The organism is Pseudonocardia sp. (assembly GCF_025965585.1).
Taxonomy (GTDB): domain Bacteria; phylum Actinomycetota; class Actinomycetes; order Mycobacteriales; family Pseudonocardiaceae; genus Pseudonocardia.
Genome location: NZ_JAOPWR010000428.1, coordinates 23,867 through 46,056 on the forward strand (window position 1 = coordinate 23,867; position 22,190 = coordinate 46,056).

Sequence of the window (22,190 nt, forward strand, 5' to 3'; positions counted from 1 at the left end):
ACAACATGGACACCAGCAGGAAGCTGCAGGCCAGCAAGGTCATCGACGCGCCCGCGGACGTCATCTTCGCGCTGCTCGCCGACCCGAACCGGCACCAGGAGCTCGACGGCGCCGGGATGATCCGTGGCGTCGCGGGCGACGCCCCGCCGATCAAGGGGATCGGCCAGATCTTCGCCATGAACATGAACCAGGCCGCCATGGGCGACTACCGGATGATCAACACCGTGACCGCGTACGTGCCCGACGCGCGCATCGGCTGGGCGCCGGCGCTGGATCCCTCCTGCGACCTCGCCGAGAAGCTCGGCGACATGGACGCCAGCGGCCACACCTACACCTACGACCTGCACGAGGTCGAGGGCGGCACCGAGGTCACCCAGACCTACGAGTGGATGAGCGTCAAGGACCCGAAGTTCCTAGAGATGTTCCCGTTGGTCTCGCAGGAGCAGCTCGCCGGGACGCTGGACCGGATCGCCGCCGCGGTCGCCTGACCCTCCTCAGCCGATCGCGTCGAGGTCGGCGAGCACGTCGGCGGGCAGCTCCAGCGACGCGGCGGCGACGTTGTCGCGCAGGTGCACAGGCGACGACGTGCCGGGGATCAGCAGCATCGTCGGCGAGCGGTGCAACAGCCAGGCCAGCGCCACCTGGAACGGGGTGGCGCCCAGGCGCTTCGCGCAGTCGTCCAGCACGCCGGACTGCAATGGGGAGAAGCCGCCGAGCGGGAAGAACGGCGTGAACCCGATCCCCTCGGCGACGCAGTGGTTCACCAGCGCGTCGTCCCCCCGCTGGGCGATGTTGTACATGTTCTGCACGCACACCACCGGCGCGATCGTGTGCGCCTCGGCGAGCTGTGCGGACGTCACGTTGCTGACGCCGAGGTGGCGGATCTTGCCCGCCACCTTCAGCTCGGCCAGCACGCCGAACGGCTCGGCGATCGAGGTCTCCTCGGGCCCGTGCTGGCCGCCGACGCGCAGGTTGACGACGTCCATGGCCTCGACGCCGAGGTTGCGGAGGTTGTCGTCGACCGCACTGATCAGATCCTCGCGGGACAGCGCAGAGGGCCACGACTTGTCCGGAGCGCGCCTCGCCCCGACCTTGGTGACGAGCCGCAGGTCCTCCGGATAGGGGTGCAGGGCCTCCCGGATCAGCGCGTTGACGGTGTGCGGGCCGTAGTAGTCGCTGGTGTCGATGTGGGTGAGGCCGAGCTCGACCACCTCGCGTAGCACGGCCACCGCGGCGTCATGGTCGCGCGGCGGCCCCCATACACCGGGACCGGCGAGCTGCATGGCGCCGTAGCCCATGCGGGTGAGGACGAGGTCGTCGGCGAGACGGAGGGTCTGCACGGAAGCTCCTTCGACATCATGAAACTGGCGTTCCGCTGAACCGTACGGAGCCGGGCGGGCTGCTGCTGGGGGCGAGCAGGGCTCAACGTGGCGGGCGTGATCACGATCCGGGAGCGGGGCCTTGCCCTGTGCGCGTCCTGTCTCGCGCCGACGGCGTGATCACGCGGGGCCGGGCTCCTCCGTGAGCGGCAGGAACACCCGGAACCGGGTGTCACCCGGCTCGGACTCCACCACCACGTCGCCGTGGTGCCGGTTGACCACCACGCGATAGGTGACGTCGAGGCCCAGCCCCGTGCCGTGGCCGACGGCCTTGGTGGTGAAGAACGGCTCGAAGATCCGGCGCCGGACCTCGGGCGCGATACCGGGGCCCGTGTCGCCGATCTCGACGAGCAGCCGGTCGTCCACGCGGGCGGTGCGGACGGTCAGGGTGCCCGAGGCGGCCCCGTCCGCCGCCGTCATGGCGTCGATGGCGTTGTCGATCAGGTTGGTCCACACCTGGTTGAGCTCGGCGGCGTACGCGGGCACCTGGGGCAGGGTGCGGTCGTAGTCGCGGACGATGCCGATGCCGCTCTCCTCCCCCAGCTTCCGCCCGAACATCACCAGCGTGGCCTCGAGCCCCTCGTGGACGTCGATCCAGCGGTAGGGCGCCCGATCCATCTGGGAGTACTGCTTGGCCGCGCCGACGAGGTCGGAGATGCGGGCGGTGGCGTCGAGGATCTCGCGCAGCAGGCTCTCGGTCTCCACGGTGTAGGCCAGCCAGCGGACGGCGCCCTCGAACGTGTCGGGGCCCGCGGTGGCGAGCACGGCCTCCATGTCGTCGACGCGCAGCCCGCCCGCGACGAACACCGGCGCCAGGTCCCAGCCGCCGGAGACCCCGTGCTCGTCGAGCCAGTCGCCGACCTCGTCCTCCAGGTCGGAGGCCTGCATCGGGGAGAGATCCGGCGCGTGGCGCACCTTCTTGACGAAGTCGTCCTGCGCCATCACCAGCTTCTGCAGCTGCGCGCCGGCGAGCTTGCCCGAGGCGATCATCGCGAGCTTGTTGCGCATGCCCGTCACGCGGTCGCGCAGCGCGTCGGCGGCGCGGCCTGCGGCGGCCGCCGGGTTGTTGAGCTCGTGGGTGAGCCCGGCCGAGAGCTTGCCAAGGGCCAGCAGCCGCTCCCGCTCGGCGACCTGCGAGTTGGTCTTGCGCATCCCCAGCAGCATCCCCTCCAGCAGATGGACGGCCATCGGGTACCAGCGGGCGAACTCGTCGGCGAACTCGCGCGCGGGCAGCGCCAGCACGACGCTGTCGGTGATCGCCCGGACCGAGGCCGGGTAGTCGCGCGCCGACTCGTCCTCCAGGTAGAACTGCACGGCCCCGAAGTAGACGCCGGGCTGGTCGGTGCGGGTGGTCTCCACCGCGTCGCCGCCGATGACCCGGCTCATCGCGACGGTGCCGGTGAGCAGCACGTGGAAGCACTTCGCCGGCGTCCCCTCGGTGACGATGTCCTCCCCCGCGGGCACCTCGACGACGTCGGCGTGCTCACCCACCCAGGCCAGCTGCTCGTCGGACAGGTCGGCGAAGAGGAACAGCTCGCGCAGCTGTTCCGGCGGGAGGTGCTCGGGGAGAGCCTGCCCGCTCAACGCCGACGGTTCGCTCACACGCTCGCTCACTGGTCCGCCAGGTACCGGTGCACCAGCGTCACCGCCATCGCACCCTCGCCGACCGCCGACGCCACGCGCTTCACCGACTCGGCCCGCACGTCCCCCGCCACGAACACCCCCGGAACGCTCGACTCCAGGTGGTAGGGGTCGCGGTCGAGCGGCCATCCCGATGGCCGCTCGCCGCCGACCACGAGGTCGGGCCCGGTGGGCACGAACCCGCGGTCGTCGCGAACCAGCACGCCGTCGAGCCAGTCGGTGCGCGGAGCGGCGCCGATGAACACGAACATCGACCCGGCCTCCACCTCCTGCTTCTCGCCGCTGGCACGGTCGGAGAGCACGAGCCACTGCAGGTGCCCGTCGCCGCAGGCCTGGGCCACCTCGGTGCCGGTGCGCACGTTCACGTTGTCGATGGCGTCGAGCTGCTTGATCAGGTAGGTGGACATCGAGGCCTCCAGGCCCGAGCCGCGCACCAGCACCGTGACGGTGTCGGCGTGACGGGAGAAGAACACCGCGGCCTGCCCGGCGGAGTTGGCTCCGCCGACGATGTAGACGTGCTGACCAGCACACGCGGGGGCCTCGGTGGCCGCGGAGCCGTAGTAGACGCCGCGGCCGGTCAGCTCGGTGACGCCCGGCGCATCCAGGCTGCGGTAGGAGACGCCGGTGGCCAGCACCACCGCGTGCGCCGCGATCTCGCTGCCGTCGCCGAACCTGACGACGCGCGCCGAGCCCCGCGCCTCCAGCCCGAGGACGTCGCGCGCGGTGAGCACCTCGGCGCCGAACTTGGCGGCCTGCCGCCGCGCGCGATCGGTGAGCTGGGCGCCGGACACGCCGTCGGGGAAGCCGAGGTAGTTCTCGATGCGTGAGCTCTGCCCGGCCTGCCCGCCGGTGGCCTGCCGCTCGACGAGGACGGTGCGCAGCCCCTCCGACGCGCCGTAGACCGCCGAGCCCAGCCCGGCCGGGCCGCCGCCGATGACGATCAGGTCGTAGAAGTCGATGGCCGGGTCGGTGCTGAGACCGACCGCGCCGGCGATCTCCGACTCGGACGGGTTGCGCAGCACCGTGCCGTCGGTGGTGATCAGCAGCGGCACGTCGTCGGGCCCCGCGCCCGCGGCCTCCAGCAGCCGCGCGCCCTCCGGCTCGTCGATGGAGTACCAGCGGTAGGGCACGGAGTTGCGGGCCAGGAAGTCGCGGGCACCGAACGACTCCGCCGACCAGCGGTGCCCCACCAGCCGCGTCTCCTCGACGGGCCGCACGCCCACCGCGCGCCACGTCTCGACGAGCGCGTCGATCACCGGGTAGAGCTTCTCCTCCGGTGGGTCCCACGGCTTGAGCAGGTAGTGGTCGACGTCCACGACGTTGATGGCGCGGATCGCGGCGTCGGTGTCGGCGTAGGCGGTGAGCAGGGCGCGACGGGCGTGCGGGGCGATGTCCATCGCCGCCTCGAGGAAGTCGATGCCGTTCATCTCCGGCATCCGGTAGTCGGCGAGGATCGCCGCCACCGGCTCGCCGCGCAGTGCCAGCTCCCGCAGCGCGTCGAGCGCGTCGTGGCCGGACTCGGCACGGACGACCCGGAACTCCTCGCCGTAGCGGCGGCGCAGGTCCCGCGCGACGGACCGGCTGACGCCGGGATCGTCGTCGACGGTCATGAGGACGGGCTTGGCCATGCGGGCTCCCGGACGGCGAGAAGACGAACACGACGGCGCGCGGACCCGCGCGGGGTGAGGCGGCGTGCTGTCACCGAACCTAGTCCGGCGCACACCCCGACGGCGACCGTGTCCGCCACAGGGCGAGGTACACGATGTACCGGGGATCTTCCACGAAAAGGTGCGGCCGAAAGAGAACCACAACGAGCGTGAGGTCACGATCCGGTCTCGTCGTCGGCCGCCCTTCCAGCACCGCGGAGGACGGTCGAGCGACCGGGTCCGGGCTGTGACCGGCCCATTCCGGGATCCGGACCGGAGCGCAGGGCGGCCGGACCGCCGGACCGCCGGTGCCACCCACTCGTGCTCCAGCCCGACGAACCAGCCGGACGGGGCTAACGTCCCTCGGACATCGCGGCGCTGGAGACACATCCGGGTGACGCAACCGGGGAAGGGGCGTGGCGGATGGGCGACATCCTCCAGTACCTGTCGACCAACTCGGCAGATGTGCAGTTCTTCGCGCAGAGTCATTTCCTGCTCGTCCTGTACTCGGAGGGGATCGCCGCCGTGATCGCCGTGGGGCTGGCACTGGTGCTGCACACCAACCAGCTGACGCCACCGTCCTGGTCCAAGCGGATCCGGGCAGGCACCCAGGAGACCGCGCTGCTGGTCTCCTCCGCGCTGCTGACCGTGCCGTCGCTGGCACTGTTCAGCCTGCTGCAGCCGCCGCTCGGGCTGGGCATCACCCCGGCCATCGTCGGCCTGACGCTCTACGGGATCTACCCGGTGCTGCGCAACACGGTCGCCGGGCTGTCCTCGGTGGACCCCGCGGTGATGGAGGCCGCCCGCGGCATCGGCATGGGGCCGGTCCGCCGGATGGTGCGCATCCAGATGCCGTTGGCGTGGCCGGTCGTCCTGTCCGGGATCCGCGTCTCCGTGCTCATCATGATCTCCATCGCGGCCGTCGCCGCGATCATCAGCGACCTCGGCTTCGGCAAACCGCTCCTGGACGGGCTCTCCCGCCTCGGCGGGGCGGGCAGCTTCGCCCAGGTGGTGGTCGGCACGGTCGGGCCGCTGTTCATCGCCGCCGTGTTCGAGATCGTGTTCGTCATCGTCAAGCGTCTCACCACGCCGAGGGGGATCCGTGTCTGAGACCGCCCAGGTCACCGCCACCGACCAGGCCGAGTCCCCCACCCGGCCGATGATCGCTCTGGAGGGCGTCAGCAAGACCTACCCGGGGCAGGACCACCCCGCCGTCGAGGAACTGGAGTTCGAGGTCCCCGAGGGCAACATCGTGATGCTCATCGGGCCGTCGGGTTGCGGCAAGACCACGACCCTGAAGATGATGAACCGGCTGATCGAGCCGACCACCGGCCGCATCATCCTCGACGGCGACGACGTCACCTCGGTCAACGCCGACCAGCTGCGCAGGCGCATCGGCTACGTCATCCAGCAGGTCGGGCTGTTCCCGCACATGTCGATCGGCGACAACATCGGCATGGTCCCGAAGATGCTCGGCTGGGACCGTGCCCGCATCGCGTCCCGGGTGGACGAGCTGCTGAACCTGGTCGGCATGGAGCCCGGCCAGTACCGCGACCGCTACCCGCGTCAGCTCTCCGGCGGCCAGCAGCAGCGCGTCGGCGTGGCCCGCGGGCTCGCCGCGGACCCGCCGGTGATGCTCATGGACGAGCCGTTCGGCGCGATCGACCCGATCACCCGCGAACGGCTGCAGGACGAGTTCCTCGAGGTGCAGCGGCAGGTGGCGAAGACGATCTGCTTCGTCACCCACGACCTGACCGAGGCCGTCAAGCTCGGCGACCGGATCGCGATCTTCCGGCCCGGAGGGCGGCTCGCCCAGTACGACACCCCCGACGAGATCCTCACCAACCCGGCCGACGACTTCGTCGCCGAGTTCGTCGGCGGCGGCGCCGCCGTCCGCAGGCTGTCGCTGCTGGACCTGGCACGCCTGCAGCTCGACGAGATCGTGGTGTCCAGCGGTGGCACGCCCGCGGGCGACCACCCGGTGCTCGCCGTCGGCGACGACGACCGCCCCGACCGTTGGCTGCACGTGCCCGGCTACGACGAGCCGCCGCCACTGGTCACGTCTCCGCTGAGCGGCACCGTCTACGACGCCGTCGACGCGATGCTCAACACCCGGGTCCCGCTCGTGCTCGTCGTCGACGACGACGGCCGCTCGCGCGGTGCGCTGCGCTGGGACGCGCTGGTGGGAGACCTGCGCGCGAAGGGGCGCAGGGCGTGACCACCGCGACGGCACCGGCCCCCACGGCGGGCCGTGCCCGCGGCAGGCGGCGGGACAGGTCCCTGTACGTGACACCGGTCCTCGTCGTGCTCATCGTGGCCGGCGTCGTGACGTGGATCGACGCCCAGGACTTCACCCGGCCCGGCCGCGCTCCCGAGGGTCGCGCACTGGACTTCGGCAGCCTCTGGACGCAGTTCCTCCAGCAGGCCTACCTGGTCGTGGTGTCCACCGTCGTGGTGGTGGTCATCTCGATCCCGATCGGCATCCTGCTCAGCCGGCGTTCGGCAGGCCGACTCGGCGACGCCGTGCTCGCCGTCGGCGGGTTCCTGCAGGCGCTGCCCCCGTTCGGGGTGATCATCCTGATGGCGTTCAGCCCGCTGGGGTTCGGGGCGCCCAGCGCGATCGTCGCCCTGGTCATCGCCTCGTTCCTCCCGGTGCTCACCAACACCGTCGTGGGGCTGCGCCAGGTCGAGCCCTCGTTCATCGAGGCCGCGCGGGGCATGGGCATGTCCGCGGGCATGACCCTGCGGCGGGTGGAGCTCCCGCTGGCCGTGCCGGTGATGGTGGCCGGCATCCGGGTCGCGCTCGTCCTCAACGTCGGCACGGCCACGCTGGCCACGTTCATCGGCGCAGGCGGGCTCGGGACGCCGATCCAGAGCATGTTGAAGCTCGGCCGGACCGACGCGGCGTTCGCCGTGGCGGCACTGGTCACCGCGCTCGCACTGTTCGTCGACTGGCTCGCCGCGCTGGCGGAGCGCGCGGTGCGCGGCGCGGGCGGCTGAGCCACCACGAAAGTCGGCGTATCGGACTGTCAGGCACAACGGAGGGGAACACACATGCGGTTGAGGACACGCGGGGCTGCGCTGGCGGCTGCAGGCACGGCAGTGGCGGCGCTGGTGGCCGGATGCGCGGGCGGAGGGCTGCAGCAGAGCAGCGGCGCAGCGGCCGGGGCGGGCAGCCTGGCGCAGGGCATCAGCCTCAAGGGCCAGACCTACACCGTGGGCAGCAAGGACTTCGACGAGCAGCTGGTGCTCTGCCAGATCACCATCGACGTGCTGCAGTCGGCAGGCGCCTCGGTGAACCCGAAGTGCAACGTCGGCGGCACCCAGGCCACCCGTGACGCGCTGCTCGGCGGCCAGATCGACATGTACTGGGAGTACACGGGCACCGCCCAGGTCACGTTCCTCAACGGCAAGCCGATCCAGGACGCGCAGCAGCAGTACGACACGGTCAAGGCGGCCGACCTGAGCAAGAACCAGATCGAGTGGCTGGCGCCGTCCGCGTTCAACAACACCTACGCGTTCGCGGTGTCCGAGGCCAAGGCCCAGGAGCTGGGCCTCAAGACCGACTCGGACATGGCCGCCTACTACAACAAGGGCGGCACCGGCACCACCTGCGTCGAGAGCGAGTTCCTCAACCGCGACGACGGGCTCCCCGGATTCCTCACGACCTACGGCTTCAAGCTCCCTGGCGGGCAGCCGCAGGTGCTCGACACCGGCGCGGTCTACCAGGCGACGGCGGACCCGAACAAGTGCCTGTTCGGCGAGGTGTTCACCACCGACGGCCGGATCCCGGCGCTGAAGCTGCGGGTGCTGACCGACGACAAGGTCTACGAACCGCTCTACAACGCATCGCTCAACGTGCGGAAGTCCGTATACGACAAGAACCCGGCCATCGCGCAGCTCTTCGCACCGGTCGCCGCGGCACTGACCAACTCGGAGATGCTCACGCTCAACGGCAAGAAGTCGTCGGACAACATCCCGGAGGCGCAGGTCGCCCACGACTGGCTCGTCTCGAAGGGCTTCATCGCCGGCTGACACCCACGGCGCCGCTCGTCGGCGTCATGCCCGTCCCCGCCTCGGCGTGCGGGCCACCGCGAAGATCCTCCGGAACGGGAACCAGGTCGTGCCGTCGGGCCGCGCCGGGTAAGCCTCCCGCAGCCGCGGGGCCAGCTCCGATCGGAAGGCCGCGTAGTCGTCGGCGGGCAGCGCGTCGCGGACGGGGCGCAGGGCCGTGGCACTGATCCACTTCAGCACGGGGTCGGTGCCGGTGAGGCATTGCAGGTACGTCGTCTCCCAGACGTCGACGTCCGCGCCCGCGGCCGCCATCAGCTCGGCGTAGACCTCCGGGTCGGGCACCGCGTCGCCGCCGCGGACACCGACCTTTCCCCGCCACGCCGGCTCCTCGAGCAGCTCGCGGACCAGCACGTGCGACGGCGCCCCGAAGTTGCCCGGCACCTGCAGCGCGAACCAGGCCGCTGGCGGCATCGCCGACAGCCACCGCGGCAGCAGGTCCAGGTGGGTGGGCACCCACTGCAGTACCGCGTTGGTGATCACCACGTCGTCGTCGGGGGCGGGTGTCCAGTCGACGACGTCGGCCTGCGCGGCGGCGATCCCGCGCTCGCGGGCTGCGGCCACCATCTCCGCCGACGAGTCCGACGCGACCACGGTGGCGTCGGGCCAGCGGGCGGCGAGCACTGCCGTCAGGTTGCCGGGTCCGCAGCCCAGGTCCACCACGCGCCGCGGGGACGTGGCCCCGACCCGCGCGAGCAGGTCGTGGAACGGCCGGGAGCGGTGGTCGTCGAAGTCGAGGTACAGCGCCGGATCCCAGACGGTGCTCATGGCTCCGTACAGTACGCCCGTACTGTTTAGTGGGAGAAGCCCAGCTTGCGGGCGGACTCGCTCGCGACCTGCCGCACCGCGGCGTCGTCGGTGCCCGGGTCGGGACGCACCTGCAGCACCACCCCGTCGCGGCCGGCGACCTTGCGCTGGACGAACCACGCACCGCCGCACGTAGCACCCGCGGAGCGCGCATCAGCGCTGGCCGGCAGCTCGCGGTGGTGCCGGCTCTTGATCGACGCCGTGACGCGCTCGTGCACCACCTGCGGCACGCGGCCGGGCTCGGCGAGGCGCAGCCGTCGCGCGGGGAGGTCGGCGAGCAGCACCGCACCACCGAGGTCGTCGACCTCCTGCGCCTCGACGAACGCGAGCGCGCCGTTGCCCCAGGTGGCCTTGCTGACGAGGTGCCAGCCGATGCGGCGGGGCCCGTCGTCCTCGATCCACACCCCGCGCGACGTGGCCACGAGATGCCCGCCGCCGGCGAGCGCGGCCGAGGCGAGCACGTGCTCGTCGGGGTCGAGGCGCGCGGCGAAGCCCTCGGGAAGCTCGTCGCGGCCCAGCAGTTTCCTGAACAGGTTCATCGGGCAGCCATCCCGCGCAGCGCGATCCGGTACTGCTCCAGCGGCACCAGGTCGCCGAAGAGCTGATGGTAGGCGTCGGCGTCCTCGACGGGGTTGGTGCGCTGCAGCCGCGCCTTGAGCTCCGCCACCTGCGCCTCCACGAGCGCGAGCCGCACCCCGGCGATGACGCTGCTGACGTAGCGCGCCTCCTCGCCGTCGAAGCGCGACCCGGTGCGGCGGGGCAGCTCCATCGGCTCGACGGCGAGCTCCGACACCAGCGGTCGGACGTCGGGCGTGCACTCGAGCGTGACGGCCTCCAGCCAGGCCGGCCCCTGCAGCCCCGCGCTCACCCCGCCGGCCGCCTGCACCGCCCGGTGCACCCCGGCCAGCGCCGGGTGCGTGAACGCCTGCTCGGGCAGCTCGTCGTAGCTCGGGCCGGCCACCGACGGCACCTGCAGCGCGGCCTTGAGCGCCTCGCGCTGGACGTGCAGGCGGGGATCGTCCTTCGGCGGGGGCGGCACGGGGGCGCGGCGCGACCGGCTGCTGCCATCGGGCGACGCTCCGGCCGACTCGCGCACCCGGCGCACGACCATCGCGATGTCGTCCCAGCTCGTCCAGCCCGCGAGCCGGCGCGCGTACTCGTCGCGCAGGTCCTCGCGCTTGATGCGCGCCACCAGCGGCACCGTGCGCTGCAGCGCCGCCACCCGGCCCTCGGCCCGGTCGAGGTCGTACTCGCGCAGGATCGAGCGGATCGCGAACTCGTAGATCGGCTCGCGGCGCGCCACCAGGTCGCGGACGGCCGTGTCGCCGTGGGACTGGCGAAGCTCGCAAGGGTCCTGCCCGTCGGGGGCGATCGTGACGAACGTCTGTGTGGCGAACGTCTGCTCGCCCTCGAACGCCTTGATCGCGGCCGCCTGCCCGGCCGCGTCGCCGTCGAAGGTGTAGATGACCTCGCCCATGTCGAACGAGTCGTCACCGATGAGCCTGCGGATCACCGAGATGTGCTCGGCGCCGAACGCCGTGCCGCACGACGCGACGGCCGTCGGCACGCCGGCGAGGTGCATGGCCATCACGTCGGTGTAGCCCTCGACCACGACCACCTGGCGGCGTTTGACGATCTCCTGCTTGGCGAGGTCGAGCCCGAACAGCACGCTGGACTTGCGGTACACCGGCGAGTCGGCCGTGTTGAGGTACTTGGCATCGATCTTGTCGTCGTCGTACAGGCGGCGGGCACCGAACCCGACGACCTCGCCGCCGCGGTCGCGGATGGGCCACAGCAGCCTGCGGTGGAAGCGGTCGATGGGCCCGCGGTTGCCCTCGCGCGACAGGCCGGCCTTCGTCAGCTCGTCGAGGGAGAACCCGGCGGCGAGCAGGTGCTTGGTGAGGGCGTCCCAGCCGGACGGGGCGTAACCGCAGCCGAAACGGACCGCGGCGGCGGTGTCGAAGCCCCGCGAGGTGAGGAACTGGACGGCGGGCGCAGCCTCGGGGGTGCGCAGCTGAGCGGCGTAGAACTCCGCGGCGCGCTTGTTGGCCTCCAGCAGGCGGGTCTTGGTGCCCCGGTCGCGCTGGACGGAGCTGCCGCCGCCCTCGTAGGTGAGCTGGAACCCGACCTTGTCGGCCAGCCGCTCGACGGCCTCGACGAAGCCGACGACCTCGATCTTCTGGATGAACGCGATGGCGTCGCCGCCCTCGCCGCACCCGAAGCAGTGGAACGTGCCGTGGCTGGGCCGCACGTTGAACGACGGCGACTTCTCGTCGTGGAACGGGCACAGCCCCTTCAGCGAGCCGGAACCGGCTGGCCGCAGGGCCACGTAGTCGCCCACGACCTCGTCGATGCGGGCGCGGTCGCGGACCTCGACGATGTCGCTGTCCCGGATCCGCCCTGCCACGGGCCGAGTCTAGAACCTCGCGCGGGTCAGGCGGCGTGCACGGGCCGCTGCGCGGGCGCCGTGCGCTGCGCCGGGATCGCCCCCACCGCCACCGCCCGTTCCGGGCGGGGCCGCTGGGGCAGGTCGAGCAGAGCGGGCGCCAGCGCCATCACCAGCAGCACCGCCAGGCCGGCCGCTGAACCGAGGACCGTGAGGATGTCCGTGATCGTCATGTCTCCACCTTCCGCCTCGAAACCGTGCAGCACCTCGGCCGGAGGTACGGATTGCCTGAGAACACCCGGCCATGAGGACGAGCCGCTCCGGGTGAGCGTCTTCACGCCGATCGACGGGCCGTCTGCTGGCAGGCTGGAGGCGGTGAGCCCGCAGGACGAGACGTTCCCCCCGCCCGCCGCCCTCGCCGCCGCCGCGAACGTCCGGGAGGACGCCTACGCCCAGGCCCGCGCCGACCCGGAGGCGTTCTGGGCGCGGCAGGCCCGGCGCCTGGAGTGGACCCGCGAGCCCGAACAGACCTACGACGGCAGCGGCTTCCCGAACGTCACCTGGTTCGCCGACGGCACGCTCAACGTGGCCCGCAACTGCGTCGACCGGCACGTCGAGAACGGCCTCGGGGACAAGACGGCGCTGCTGTGGGAGGGCGAGCCGGGCGACGAGCGCACGGTCACCTACGCGCAACTGCAGACCGAGGTCGCCCGCTGCGCGCACGCGCTCACCGAGCTCGGCGTGGGCCGGGGGGACGTGGTGGTCGTCTACCTGCCGGTGCTGGTCGAGACGGTCGTGGTGATGCTGGCCTGCGCCCGGATCGGCGCGGTGCACTCGATGGTCTTCGGCGGCTTCTCCGCCGGCTCGCTGCGCTTCCGCGTGACCGACGGGCAGGCGAAGCTGCTCGTCACCACCGACGGGCAGTACCGCCGGGGCAAGGCCGTGCCGGTCAAGCCCAACGCCGACGCCGCCGTCGAGGGCATCGAGTCGATCGAGCACGTGCTCGTGATCCGCCGCACCGGCGGCGACGTCGACTGGACCGACGGCCGCGACGTCTGGTGGCACGACGTCGTCGACGGGCAGCCGAGCACCCACGAGGCCGAGGCCTTCCCGGCCGAGACCCCCCTGATGCTGATCTACACGTCCGGCACCACCGGCACCCCCAAGGGACTGCTGCACACCATGGGCGGCTACCTCACCCAGGCGTCGTGGACGGCGTGGGCGTGCTTCGACCACAAGCCCGACGACGTGTACTGGTGCACCGCGGACCTCGCCTGGGTCACCGCGCACACCTACGAGGTCTACGGCCCGCTGTCCAACGGCGTCACGCAGGTGATCTACGAGGGCACCCGGACACCCCCGGGCCCGGCCGGCACTTCGCGATCATCGCCAAGCACGGCGTCACCGTGTACTACACCGCGCCCACGCTGGTGCGGACGTACATGAAGGGGGGCGAGGACGTGCCCGGAGCGCACGACCTCTCGTCGCTGCGCCTGCTCGGGTCCGTCGGCGAGGCCATCAACCCCGAGGCCTGGCGCTGGTTCCACCGCGTCATCGGCGGCGGGCGGTGCCCGATCGTCGACACGTGGTGGCAGTCGGAGACCGGCGCGGCCGTGGTGGCACCGCTGCCCGGCGTCACACCGCTCAAGCCCGGTTCGGCCACGTTCCCGCTGCCGGGGCTCTCGGTGCGCGTGGTCGACGACCACGGCCGCACCTGCGACCCGGACGAGGGCGGCCTGCTCGTGATCGACCGGCCGTGGCCCGGCATGGCCCGCACCGTCTGGGGCGACCCGGACCGCTACGTGAGGAGCTACTTCGCGAAGTTCCGCGAGCAGGGCTGGTACACCGCAGGCGACGGGGCGCGGATCGACGCGGACGGCTACGTCTGGCTGCAGGGCCGCGTCGACGACGTGATGAACGTGTCCGGCCACCGGCTCAGCTCGATCGAGCTGGAGTCCGCGCTGGTCAGCCACCCGCGCGTGGCCGAGGCGGGCGTCGTCGGGGCGCCGGACGCCACCACCGGCCAGGCCGTCGTCGCGTTCGTCATCGCGAAGGGCCTGGCCTCGCCGGGCGAGGACCTGAACGCGGAGCTGCGCGCCCACGTCGGCCGCGAGCTCGGGCCCGTCGCGCGGCCGCGCGAGGTGATCGTCGTGGACGAGCTGCCCAAGACCCGTTCGGGCAAGATCATGCGCCGGCTGCTGCTGGACGTCACCGCGGGCCGGGAGCCGGGCGACACCACGTCGCTGGTGGACCCGGACGCGTTCACGGCCCTGGCTGCGGACTTCCGGAGGCGCTGAGCACCGGCTCGGCGCCCCGGCGCCGCCGTCGCCCGAGCATGCCCAGCCCGACGTACATGCCGACCAGGGCGATGGCCAGGCCGAGCACGGCCTGCAGCGTGAGGTCCTCGCCGAGGATCGGCACGGCCAGCAGCGCGACGGTGGCCGGCACGAGGTTGAGCAGCGCGCTGACGTGCACCGTGCCGACCTGGCGGAGCAGCACGAACATCACCGCGAACGCGATGGCCGAGTTGAACACGCCCAGCCATGCGGCCGCGGCCCACGCCCCGGGGGTGGGAGGCAGCCACTGCGCCCCGCTGAACGGCATGACGACGAGCGTGATCGCCAGCGACGTCAGCATCTGCACGGTCACGCTCATGCTGATCGCCGTGCCCGCGCCGAAGCGCTTCTGGTAGAGCGTGCCCGCCGCCAGCGCGAGCATCCCGAGCACCGGGAACACGACGGCCGCGCCGAGCTTCGCACCACTCAGCTCGTCGCTGAGCACGACGTAGACGCCCGCCGCCCCGAGCACCAGGCCGATCACCGGCGCGGCGCCCAGCCGTTCGGACAGCAGCAGCGGTGTGAGCAGCCCGACGAGCAGCGGCGCCATGCCCAGCACCAGGCTCGACAGTCCGGCGGGCACCCCGGCCGCGAGCCCCGTGTAGACGGCCGAGAACTGCCCCACCTGCAGCAGCAGCGCCGTGACCACCAGGTGCAGCCAGGCCCGGCCGCGCGGCAGCGGCGGGCGCGTGACCACGGCGACCGCCCCCATGACCACCGCGGCGATGATGAACCGCCACATCAGGGTGGTCAGTACGTCCATCCGCTGGGTGGCGAGTTTGCCGGCGATGAACCCCGACGCCCACAGGGGCACGAACACCACACTGAGCAGGGGGACGACGGCGCGGTCGAGACGGCTGCGCATGACCCCTACTGTTCGCATTGCTAACGGACGTGTCAAAGCGAGGTGCGGGTCGCCACATCCGCCGCGCGCCTCCCCCGCCCCCGCGTCGCGGCCCGGCATGATCTCCCGGTGCGGCACGACGGCAGGCGAACGGGACGGCTCCTCGCGACGGCGGGATTGATCATCTCGATGGTGGGGACCGTCGCCCTCACGGGATGCTCGACCCTGCCGACGCTGGTGGTCCCCGCGTTCCCGATGCCCGCGGCCCCGGCCGCGGCACCCGTGGCCGTCACCGCCGGGGACGCCGCGGCCGCGCTCGCGAAGCTCCCGGTGAAGGGCCGCGCCCCCAAGACCGGGTACACGCGCGACCAGTTCGGGGCCGCCTGGTCCGACATCGACCACAACGGCTGTGACCAGCGTGACGACGTGCTCGCCCGGGACATGACCAAGGAGACCTTCAAGGCCGGCACGCACAACTGCGTGGTCCTCACCGGCACGCTCAAGGATCCGTACACGGGCAAGACCATCTCCTTCACCCGCGGCCAGGGCACGAGCGAGGCGGTGCAGATCGACCATGTCGTCGCGCTGTCGGACGCCTGGCAGAAGGGCGCCCAGAAACTCAGTGCCGACACCCGTAAGCAGCTGGGCAACGACCCGCTCAACCTGCTCGCCGTCGACGGCCCGACCAACCAGTCCAAGGGCGACGGTGACGCCGCGACCTGGCTGCCGCCGGTGAAGTCCTACCGGTGCTCCTACGTGGCCCGGCAGGTGGCGGTGAAGACCAAGTACGGCCTGTGGGTGACGAAGGCCGAGCACGACGCGATCGCCGGGATCCTCGCGACCTGCCCCGCTCAGAAGCTCCCGGCCGATTCGACCGTGGCCGCGCACACCTGAGGCTTGCCTTCGAGCGCGCTCGAAGGCCTACCGTCGGTCCATGACCGTCATGGTGGACCCGGTGGACCTCGCCCTCGACCGGCTGCGCAGGCAGGACGCCGCGGCGCCGGAGATCGACGGCGCGCTGAACATCGCGGAGATGGCCGAGCGCACCGGTGTCAGCGCCCACACCCTGCGCTACTACGAGCGGATCGGGCTCCTCGGCGCCGTCGCCCGCGATGCGTCCGGCTACCGGATCTACTCCGCCGCCGACTTCTCCCGCGTCGTGTTCCTCACCCGGCTGCGGATGACGGGCATGCCGATCCGCGAGCTGATCCGCTACGTGGAGCTGACGGGCGCGGGCGAGGCGACCGTGGACGAGCGGCTGGCGATGCTGCAGGCACACCGCGAGGCCGTCCGCACGCAGCTGGCCGAGCTGCAGTTCGCCCTGAAGACCATCGAGCACAAGATCGACATGTACGGCGGCAGCTGCGCCCCGTGACGCCCGGCTACCGGACCGCGGTGAGTGGGCCCACGAACGTGCCCGGGTGGGTGGCCTCGTCCTGCCGCAGGACGGTGTCGCCGAGTGTCCATGCGGCGGTGAGCTGCGCCGTGTCGCCGGGCGGGGTGGTGACGACCTGCGTGGGCTTCCAGCCCGTGGACCCCTGCGACCCGATCGAGCCGGGAGTGTCGGTGAGGTAGGTGAGCGTGGCGGTGGCGCTCGCGCCGGGGTCCAGGGTGTAGCTCCGCTGCGCGGCGCCGGCGCCGGGACGGGGCACGGAGTACGTCGGGCCGTTCGGGTCCGGCGGCCCCTGCAGGTCGACGCCGGGCACCCCGGACGCCACGCAGGCCCGGCCCGAGGTGTTCGTGAAGACCAGCGCGACCGTCTCCTGGCCCGGGCTGGTCTCCGGGCCCTTCTTCCCCAGGCGGACGCCGAGCTCGGCGGCGGTGCACCGGGCGGCCGGGCCGGCGCCGCTCTCGGCGGTGGTAGCCGTTGTGGTCGCGGCCGACGACACCGGCGCCCCCGTCGCCGGCGCGGCTGCCCCACCGCACGCGGTCAGCGTCATGGTCGTGGCCACCGCGCAGAGCACGCCCACCCCCGTGTACCGCCCGCGCATGTCCGCCCCTCTCCGTAGATCAACTGGTGCCGGAACGGTAGCGCGGATCGTGGTCACGCATCGCCGCCGCCACGCTCACCGGCGCGCCGCCGGACGCGCCAGCGCGGCCACGTGTCCTGCACGGCGTCCTCGGCGTCGTGGGTCGAGCCAGGCATCCGGCAGGCGATGCCGAGCAGCCGCGGGCACTGCTCCGCGAAGGCCACCACCGCATCCGGCGTCATCGCGGTCAGCGACCGGTCATCGCCCGGTGGCGCGCCACGGCCTGCTGGTCGGTGAGCATCGAGACCTGGTCGAGCACGACGCGGAGCCTGCCGTCGTCGTCCGGGGCCTCGGCCCACGACTCGGCGAACACCGGGTCGAGCGCGTCGGGGGCCTTCGCCAGCAGCGCGGCGGCCAGCTCGGTGAGCAGCTCACGCTGGCGGGCCTGCATCGCGAGCCGGTCGGGGTCGCTCATCACGTACCGCAGCGCCACGGCCTTGAGCAGCGCCACCTCCGCACCCGCGCCGGGCGGCACGAGGAGGTCGGCGGCGTAGCGGGTGAGCGGGCCGTCGCCGTGGGCGTCGCGGGTGGCGTCGGTGGCCGCCACCACGAACCGTCCGACGAGCTCGCTGGTCAGCCGCTTGAGCGCCGCATGCCCGGACGACGGCGCCGTGGCCGCGGTGAACCCGCGCACCGCGTCGACCACGGGCAGCGCGAGCAGGACGTCACCGGCCTCGGCCAGCGCGCCGCGGTCCCCGCCGAAGTGCCGCGCGGCCAGCTCCACCAGCACCGCCTGCTCCGACGGCGAGCCCAGCGCCGCCAGGTCGATGCGGCCGGCGAGAATGCCGTCCTCCACGTCGTGCACGGAGTAGGCGACGTCGTCGGCCCAGTCCATGACCTGCGACTCGAGGCAGCGCCTGCTCTCGGGCGCGCCGTCGCGGACCCAGGCGAACAGCTCCGCGTCGCAGGCGTAGGCGCCGTACTTGCGGTCGCCCGGTCGGCGCACCCAGGGGTACTTGCAGGACGCGTCGAGGCTGGCGCGGGTGAGGTTGAGGCCGCTCCCGCTGATCTTGGGTTCGAGCCGGGTGAGGATGCGCAGCGTCTGGGCATTGCCCTCGAACCCGCCCTCGACGCCGTGCGCGGACCCGAACTCGTCGAGTGCGCGCTCGCCGTTGTGCCCGAACGGCGGGTGGCCGATGTCGTGGGCGAGCCCGGCGGTGTCGACGACGTCCGGGTCGCAGCCGAGGTCCTCGGCGATGCCGCGGCCGATCTGGGCCACCTCGAGCGAGTGCGTCAGCCGGGTTCGCGGCGCGCCGCTGATCTCCGCGCCCTCCCCGGGGCCCACCACCTGCGTCTTGCCCGCGAGGCGGCGCAGCGCGGCGGAGTGCAGCACCCGCGCGCGGTCGCGGGAGAACGGGCTGCGCCGTTCCGGGCGTCCGGTGGCCTTCGGCGCCTCAGGGACCTGACGCTCGCGGTCGTGGTCGGAGTACGTCACCCGAGTCCCGTGGTCTCGGTGTCGACGGAGGAGTGGGTGAGCCGGTAGTAGAGCATCGCGCCGGTCTCGCGGACGATGTAGCGCACCTGCGTCTCGCGCGTCTGGACGACGGGCCCCGACCGCGTCGGAGACGTCCACGCCTCCAGTCCGCTGTCGCGCGCCATCTGGCGGGCGCGCAGCAAGTGCCACGGGTCGCTGACCAGCAGCGCGGTGCTCCAGCCGTCCTGCTTCGCGCGCGCGGCCACGGCCTGCAGGCTGAGCAGCGTGTCGGAGCCGACCGGCACCGCGACGACGGCGGCGGCGGGGACGCCGCGGCTGATCAGGTAGCGGCGCCCGGCCTCGGCCTCGGTGTAGGCGTCGCCGACGCGCCCGCCGCCGGTGGTGACGATGCGCGGCGCCATCTTGTCGGCGTAGAGCTGCTCGGCGTGGCGCAGCCGGGCGGCGAAGATCGAGCTGGGCTCGCCGTCGTACTGGGCGGCTCCCAGGACCACGACGGCGTCGACGGGTCGCCGGTCGTCGATCCGCGCCACCTGCCACACGCGGAACGCGGTGCCACCCAGCACGAACAACGCGACGAGCACCACGCCGAGCACCACGCGGGTGAGCCAGCTGCGGCGACGGCCCGGCACGGGGGCGGCGAGGGCGACGGTCGGGGGTTCGGGCGCACGCCGCTGGGACCGATCGCGCAGCGACCCACGGGGGCCGCGCAGCGGCTCCGTGGGCACCTCGGAGAGCGGCCCATGAGTCATCCGCCGATCCGGCCCTCGGCGGCGGCGAGCGCGGTGCCGGCACGCCCGGCGCGGGCGGCGATGACCTGGGCGACGACCGACACGGCCGTCTCGGCCGGGGTGCGGGCCCCCAGGTCGAGCCCGACGGGCCCGTACAGGCCGGCCAGCTCGTCCTCGGTGAGGCCCGCGGCGCGCAACCGCTCGCGCCGCGTCGACTGGGTGTGGCGCGAGCCGAGCGCCCCGATGAAGCCACGGCCGCGCAGGCCGGCGATCAGGGCGGTGTCGAACTTCGGCGCGTGGTCGAGCAGCACGAGCACGTCGGCGTCGGAGAACGCGGACACGGCCGCCACCGTGGCGTCGAGCTCGCTCTCCCGGCTGGTCGACCAGCCCAGCAGCGCGGCCTGTGCCCGCAGCGCCTCACCGATCGCCCCGGACCCGACGATCAGCACCGACGGCACCGGGATCCAGAGGTCCAGCAGCAGCTCCGGCCCGTCCTCCACGGCGACGCGCTCGGTGACGGTGGCGCCGCGGCGGAGCAGCTTCCGTGCGGCCGCGGTGGCGGCGTCGTCGAGGGCGGCGGAGCCCAGCGAGCCCACGACGTCGGCCAGCTCGGTGCCGCTGAGCACCAGCGCCGACGCACCGTCGGCGGTGGACACGAGCGCCGCGGGCGTGCCGTGCTCCAGCGCGGCGCCGAGCGCCTCCGCGGGCGCGGCGGGGAGCGGGTGGCCCAGCAGCGTGGCCCCGCCGGAGCAGGCCAGGCCCGCGGCGAGGGCGGCGGGCTCGCCGACATGGGCGTTGCGGGTCTGCGGCTCGGTGGCCGAGGCGGCCGCGAGCGGCACCGCGGCGTCGTCCAGCGCGCCGCGGTAGAGGACCCCGGCGAGGGCACCTGACGCGGTGCCCGCGAGGAGCTGTCCGCTCTCGACGGTGCCGAACCCGTGCCGGTCCAGCACCCGGACCACACCGAGCCCGTCACCGGAGAGCCGGCGCAGGGCCGCCCCCAGCTCGCGCAGACGGGTGTTGGCGTCCTGCTCCTGCACCTGTGTCACGCGGCTCAGCGTAGCGGCCGTTCTACAGCCAGCCGCGCTCATCGGCCACCCGGACCGCCTCGGCGCGGGTGCGGGCCGCGGTCTTGCCGATGGCCGCCGAGAGGTGGTTGCGCACCGTGCCCTCCGACAGGTGCAGACGGCTCGCGACGTCGGCGACCGTTGCGCCGTCGCGGGCGGCCAGCAGCACGTCGTGCTCGCGCCCGGTGAGCGGGCTCGTGCCGCTGGAGAGCGACTCGGCGGCGAGCGTCGGGTCCACCACCCGCAGCCCCGCGTGCACCCGCCGCACGGCGTCCACGAGCTGCTCGGGCGGCGCGTCCTTCACCACGAACCCGGACGCCCCCGCCCGCATGGCCCGCGCGAGGTAGCCGGGTCTGCCGAACGTGGTGAGGATGACGACGCGGCAGGCCGGCAGGGCCTTCTTCAGCGCGGCTGCGGCGTCCAGGCCGTCGCCGCCGGGCATCTGGACGTCGAGGAGCGCCACGTCCGGCATGCTCGCCGTGGCTGCCGGGACGACGTCGGCGCCGGAGCCGACCTGCGCGACGACCTCGATGTCGTGCTCGAGCCCGAGCATCGCGGCGAGCGCACCGCGCACCAGCGCCTGGTCGTCGGCGAGCAGGACCCTGATCACCGAACGGCGCCGATCACGTGCGCGCCCGCTTGCGCGAGGGCAGGCACTCCGCGCGCAGCCGGTAGCCGCCGCCCGGGAGCGGACCGGCGTCGACCCAGCCGCCGATCGCCGCGAGGCGCTCGGTGAGGCCGCTGATCCCGTTGCCCGCGGGCGTGTCCGCCGGACTACCGACGCCGTCGTCGCACACCTCGACCGATGTCGGCGTGAGCCGCACCGTGCACCGGCTCGCCCCGCTGTGCCGGATCGCGTTGGTGACGCCCTCCCGCACGACGTGCGCGAAGGCCTGCTGCCGCTCGGGCGGCACGTCGTCGACCGCGACGGGCAGGTCGGCCTCGATCTCCGCGGCCCGCAGCGCCTCCCCGGCGACGGCGATCTCCCGGGCGAGCGACGCCACCCGGTTCGCCGAGACGGTGGACCGCACCTCGGCCAGCGCCTGGCGGCCGAGACGCTCCATGTCGGTGACCTCGTCGGCGGCCCGCTCGGCGTCACCCGACTCCAGCAGGCGCCGCGCCAGACCGGCCTTGACGGTGATCGTGGTGAGGCTGTGGCCGAGCACGTCGTGCAGATCGCGGGCCATCCGCTCGCGCTCGGCGGTGACGGCCAGGGTCGCCAGCTCCTCGCGGGCGTCGCGCAGCGCGGTGTTGGCGCGGATCAGCCCGAACATGCCGGTCATCGCCAGGATGATCGCCGCCATCGTGATCACCTGTCCGAGGTCGAAGGTCCCGGTCCGGAGCCAGACCCCCGCGATCCCCGCCGCGCAGACGACGGCGGCCGTGACCGCCCCGTGCGGCGGCGGCACCAGCGCGATGATCGCCACCACCGCGAAGCTGACGGTGTAGAGCGCCCCCGACCCCGCGCCGTCGATGCCCACCACCAGGGCGAGCCAGAGCACGACCATCCCGACGAGCAGGCCCACGGTGAACCGGCGGCCGTAGCGCATCATCGCCGCGTAGACGCCCCAGATGTAGCAGGCGGCGTAGGCCAGCACCACAGCGGCGAGCAGCACGCGCACGGGCCACGGACGGTCGGAGGTGACCGCCACGATCACCCACGGGATGAGGACGAGGGTCCACCCGGCGGACATGAGGTACCACTTGCGGGCGGTCAGCCGGGAGGGGTCGCGCACGGCCGCGGTCATGACGCTCACGGTAGAGCCGTTCACGGATGAGTAACCATGACGAATGTCAGCTGCCGATCAGCGCGCCGACATGAT

Annotated in this window: 22 protein-coding genes and 1 pseudogene; 8 read left to right on the forward strand and 15 right to left on the reverse strand. The window is 72.9% G+C overall.

What is annotated here, in order from left to right; translation table 11 throughout:
* Positions 1–5 precede the first annotated feature (5 nt).
* Positions 6–488, forward strand: a complete 483-nt coding sequence (locus JWR81_RS26310) for a hypothetical protein (protein WP_297658675.1) — start codon at positions 6–8, stop codon at positions 486–488.
* Between the two features lie 6 nt (positions 489–494).
* On the opposite strand, the gene JWR81_RS26315 is transcribed toward JWR81_RS26310, so the two are convergent.
* The 3 genes from JWR81_RS26315 to JWR81_RS26325 all read right to left on the reverse strand — a co-directional run bounded on the left by JWR81_RS26315 (position 495) and on the right by JWR81_RS26325 (position 4,648).
* On the reverse strand, positions 495–1,340 hold the full coding sequence (locus JWR81_RS26315) for an oxidoreductase (RefSeq protein WP_297658682.1): 846 nt from the start codon (positions 1,338–1,340) through the stop codon (positions 495–497).
* Positions 1,341–1,499: 159 nt separating this feature from the next.
* Positions 1,500–2,981 (reverse strand): ATP-binding protein, encoded by a 1,482-nt coding sequence (locus JWR81_RS26320; RefSeq protein ID WP_297658683.1) that lies wholly within the window; start codon positions 2,979–2,981, stop codon positions 1,500–1,502.
* Positions 2,982–2,989: 8 nt separating this feature from the next.
* Positions 2,990–4,648 (reverse strand): FAD-dependent oxidoreductase, encoded by a 1,659-nt coding sequence (locus JWR81_RS26325; protein ID WP_297658685.1) that lies wholly within the window; start codon positions 4,646–4,648, stop codon positions 2,990–2,992.
* Between the two features lie 441 nt (positions 4,649–5,089).
* Between JWR81_RS26325 and JWR81_RS26330 the strand changes: the two genes are divergently transcribed.
* The 4 genes from JWR81_RS26330 to JWR81_RS26345 are packed head-to-tail and all read left to right on the forward strand — an operon-like array spanning position 5,090 to position 8,701.
* Complete coding sequence (locus tag JWR81_RS26330) at positions 5,090–5,776, forward strand: ABC transporter permease (protein ID WP_297658688.1); 687 nt, start codon at positions 5,090–5,092, stop codon at positions 5,774–5,776.
* Positions 5,777–5,825: 49 nt separating this feature from the next.
* Complete coding sequence (locus JWR81_RS26335; RefSeq protein ID WP_297658738.1) at positions 5,826–6,884, forward strand: ABC transporter ATP-binding protein; 1,059 nt, start codon at positions 5,826–5,828, stop codon at positions 6,882–6,884.
* Positions 6,881–7,666, forward strand: coding sequence for an ABC transporter permease (locus JWR81_RS26340; RefSeq protein WP_297658690.1), 786 nt, complete (start codon positions 6,881–6,883; stop codon positions 7,664–7,666). The genes JWR81_RS26335 and JWR81_RS26340 overlap by 4 nt, the downstream gene beginning before the upstream one ends.
* A gap of 54 nt (positions 7,667–7,720) precedes the next feature.
* Positions 7,721–8,701 (forward strand): glycine betaine ABC transporter substrate-binding protein, encoded by a 981-nt coding sequence (locus tag JWR81_RS26345; RefSeq protein ID WP_297658692.1) that lies wholly within the window; start codon positions 7,721–7,723, stop codon positions 8,699–8,701.
* Between the two features lie 24 nt (positions 8,702–8,725).
* Here JWR81_RS26345 and JWR81_RS26350 read toward each other — a convergent pair whose 3' ends face one another.
* From JWR81_RS26350 to JWR81_RS26365, 4 genes are read right to left on the reverse strand one after another with little or no spacing between them, the layout of a single operon-like run.
* Entirely contained in the window at positions 8,726–9,505 is a 780-nt protein-coding gene (locus tag JWR81_RS26350; RefSeq protein ID WP_297658694.1) for a trans-aconitate 2-methyltransferase, read from the reverse strand.
* 26 nt (positions 9,506–9,531) lie between these two features.
* Entirely contained in the window at positions 9,532–10,083 is a 552-nt protein-coding gene (locus JWR81_RS26355; RefSeq protein ID WP_297658696.1) for a hypothetical protein, read from the reverse strand.
* Entirely contained in the window at positions 10,080–11,951 is a 1,872-nt protein-coding gene (gene dnaG, locus JWR81_RS26360) for a DNA primase (RefSeq protein ID WP_297658698.1), read from the reverse strand. The genes JWR81_RS26355 and dnaG overlap by 4 nt, the downstream gene beginning before the upstream one ends.
* Positions 11,952–11,977: 26 nt before the next feature.
* The gene (locus JWR81_RS26365; protein ID WP_297658700.1) at positions 11,978–12,163 is read right to left on the reverse strand and encodes a hypothetical protein; all 186 of its coding nucleotides are present in this window, start codon (positions 12,161–12,163) and stop codon (positions 11,978–11,980) included.
* A gap of 133 nt (positions 12,164–12,296) precedes the next feature.
* On the opposite strand from JWR81_RS26365, the pseudogene acs reads away from it, so the two are divergent.
* Positions 12,297–14,227: pseudogene (acs, locus tag JWR81_RS26370) on the forward strand (acetate--CoA ligase).
* Here acs and JWR81_RS26375 read toward each other — a convergent pair.
* Positions 14,193–15,131, reverse strand: coding sequence for a DMT family transporter (locus JWR81_RS26375; protein WP_297658702.1), 939 nt, complete (start codon positions 15,129–15,131; stop codon positions 14,193–14,195). The pseudogene acs and the gene JWR81_RS26375 overlap by 35 nt on opposite strands.
* A gap of 171 nt (positions 15,132–15,302) precedes the next feature.
* Between JWR81_RS26375 and JWR81_RS26380 the strand changes: the two genes are divergently transcribed.
* Positions 15,303–16,004, forward strand: coding sequence for an HNH endonuclease family protein (locus JWR81_RS26380; RefSeq protein ID WP_297658704.1), 702 nt, complete (start codon positions 15,303–15,305; stop codon positions 16,002–16,004).
* Positions 16,005–16,044: 40 nt separating this feature from the next.
* The gene (locus tag JWR81_RS26385; protein WP_297658706.1) at positions 16,045–16,485 is read left to right on the forward strand and encodes a MerR family transcriptional regulator; all 441 of its coding nucleotides are present in this window, start codon (positions 16,045–16,047) and stop codon (positions 16,483–16,485) included.
* A 7-nt stretch (positions 16,486–16,492) separates the two neighbouring features.
* On the opposite strand, the gene JWR81_RS26390 is transcribed toward JWR81_RS26385, so the two are convergent.
* Genes JWR81_RS26390 through JWR81_RS26420 form a run of 7 tightly spaced genes read right to left on the reverse strand, consistent with a single transcriptional unit; the run spans position 16,493 to position 22,115 of the window.
* Positions 16,493–17,101, reverse strand: coding sequence for a DUF4232 domain-containing protein (locus tag JWR81_RS26390; RefSeq protein WP_297658708.1), 609 nt, complete (start codon positions 17,099–17,101; stop codon positions 16,493–16,495).
* A 53-nt stretch (positions 17,102–17,154) separates the two neighbouring features.
* A complete protein-coding gene (locus JWR81_RS26395) occupies positions 17,155–17,322 on the reverse strand; it encodes a sigma factor (RefSeq protein ID WP_297658710.1) in 168 nt (55 codons plus the stop codon).
* A 5-nt stretch (positions 17,323–17,327) separates the two neighbouring features.
* Positions 17,328–18,575 (reverse strand): deoxyguanosinetriphosphate triphosphohydrolase, encoded by a 1,248-nt coding sequence (locus JWR81_RS26400; protein WP_297658712.1) that lies wholly within the window; start codon positions 18,573–18,575, stop codon positions 17,328–17,330.
* Positions 18,572–19,324 (reverse strand): YdcF family protein, encoded by a 753-nt coding sequence (locus tag JWR81_RS26405; protein WP_297658714.1) that lies wholly within the window; start codon positions 19,322–19,324, stop codon positions 18,572–18,574. The genes JWR81_RS26400 and JWR81_RS26405 overlap by 4 nt, the downstream gene beginning before the upstream one ends.
* On the reverse strand, positions 19,321–20,349 hold the full coding sequence (locus JWR81_RS26410) for an XdhC family protein (protein ID WP_297658716.1): 1,029 nt from the start codon (positions 20,347–20,349) through the stop codon (positions 19,321–19,323). The genes JWR81_RS26405 and JWR81_RS26410 overlap by 4 nt, the downstream gene beginning before the upstream one ends.
* 22 nt (positions 20,350–20,371) lie before the next feature.
* Positions 20,372–20,977 (reverse strand): response regulator, encoded by a 606-nt coding sequence (locus JWR81_RS26415; RefSeq protein WP_297658718.1) that lies wholly within the window; start codon positions 20,975–20,977, stop codon positions 20,372–20,374.
* 13 nt (positions 20,978–20,990) lie between these two features.
* On the reverse strand, positions 20,991–22,115 hold the full coding sequence (locus JWR81_RS26420; protein ID WP_297658720.1) for a sensor histidine kinase: 1,125 nt from the start codon (positions 22,113–22,115) through the stop codon (positions 20,991–20,993).
* Positions 22,116–22,190: the final 75 nt, after the last annotated feature.

Bases quoted from the DNA above. Each gene is read 5' to 3' on its own strand.
- JWR81_RS26395 (WP_297658710.1), bottom strand. From the start codon at position 17,322: ATGACGCCGGATGCGGTGGTGGCCTTCGCGGAGCAGTGCCCGCGGCTG.
- JWR81_RS26330 (WP_297658688.1), top strand. From the start codon at position 5,090: ATGGGCGACATCCTCCAGTACCTGTCGACCAACTCGGCAGATGTGCAG.
- JWR81_RS26420 (WP_297658720.1), bottom strand. From the start codon at position 22,115: ATGACCGCGGCCGTGCGCGACCCCTCCCGGCTGACCGCCCGCAAGTGG.
- JWR81_RS26335 (WP_297658738.1), top strand. From the start codon at position 5,826: ATGATCGCTCTGGAGGGCGTCAGCAAGACCTACCCGGGGCAGGACCAC.
- JWR81_RS26385 (WP_297658706.1), top strand. From the start codon at position 16,045: ATGACCGTCATGGTGGACCCGGTGGACCTCGCCCTCGACCGGCTGCGC.
- JWR81_RS26310 (WP_297658675.1), top strand. From the start codon at position 6: ATGGACACCAGCAGGAAGCTGCAGGCCAGCAAGGTCATCGACGCGCCC.
- JWR81_RS26390 (WP_297658708.1), bottom strand. From the start codon at position 17,101: ATGCGCGGGCGGTACACGGGGGTGGGCGTGCTCTGCGCGGTGGCCACG.
- JWR81_RS26325 (WP_297658685.1), bottom strand. From the start codon at position 4,648: ATGGCCAAGCCCGTCCTCATGACCGTCGACGACGATCCCGGCGTCAGC.
- JWR81_RS26350 (WP_297658694.1), bottom strand. From the start codon at position 9,505: ATGAGCACCGTCTGGGATCCGGCGCTGTACCTCGACTTCGACGACCAC.
- JWR81_RS26355 (WP_297658696.1), bottom strand. From the start codon at position 10,083: ATGAACCTGTTCAGGAAACTGCTGGGCCGCGACGAGCTTCCCGAGGGC.
- JWR81_RS26365 (WP_297658700.1), bottom strand. From the start codon at position 12,163: ATGACGATCACGGACATCCTCACGGTCCTCGGTTCAGCGGCCGGCCTG.
- JWR81_RS26345 (WP_297658692.1), top strand. From the start codon at position 7,721: ATGCGGTTGAGGACACGCGGGGCTGCGCTGGCGGCTGCAGGCACGGCA.
- JWR81_RS26405 (WP_297658714.1), bottom strand. From the start codon at position 19,324: ATGACTCATGGGCCGCTCTCCGAGGTGCCCACGGAGCCGCTGCGCGGC.
- JWR81_RS26375 (WP_297658702.1), bottom strand. From the start codon at position 15,131: ATGCGCAGCCGTCTCGACCGCGCCGTCGTCCCCCTGCTCAGTGTGGTG.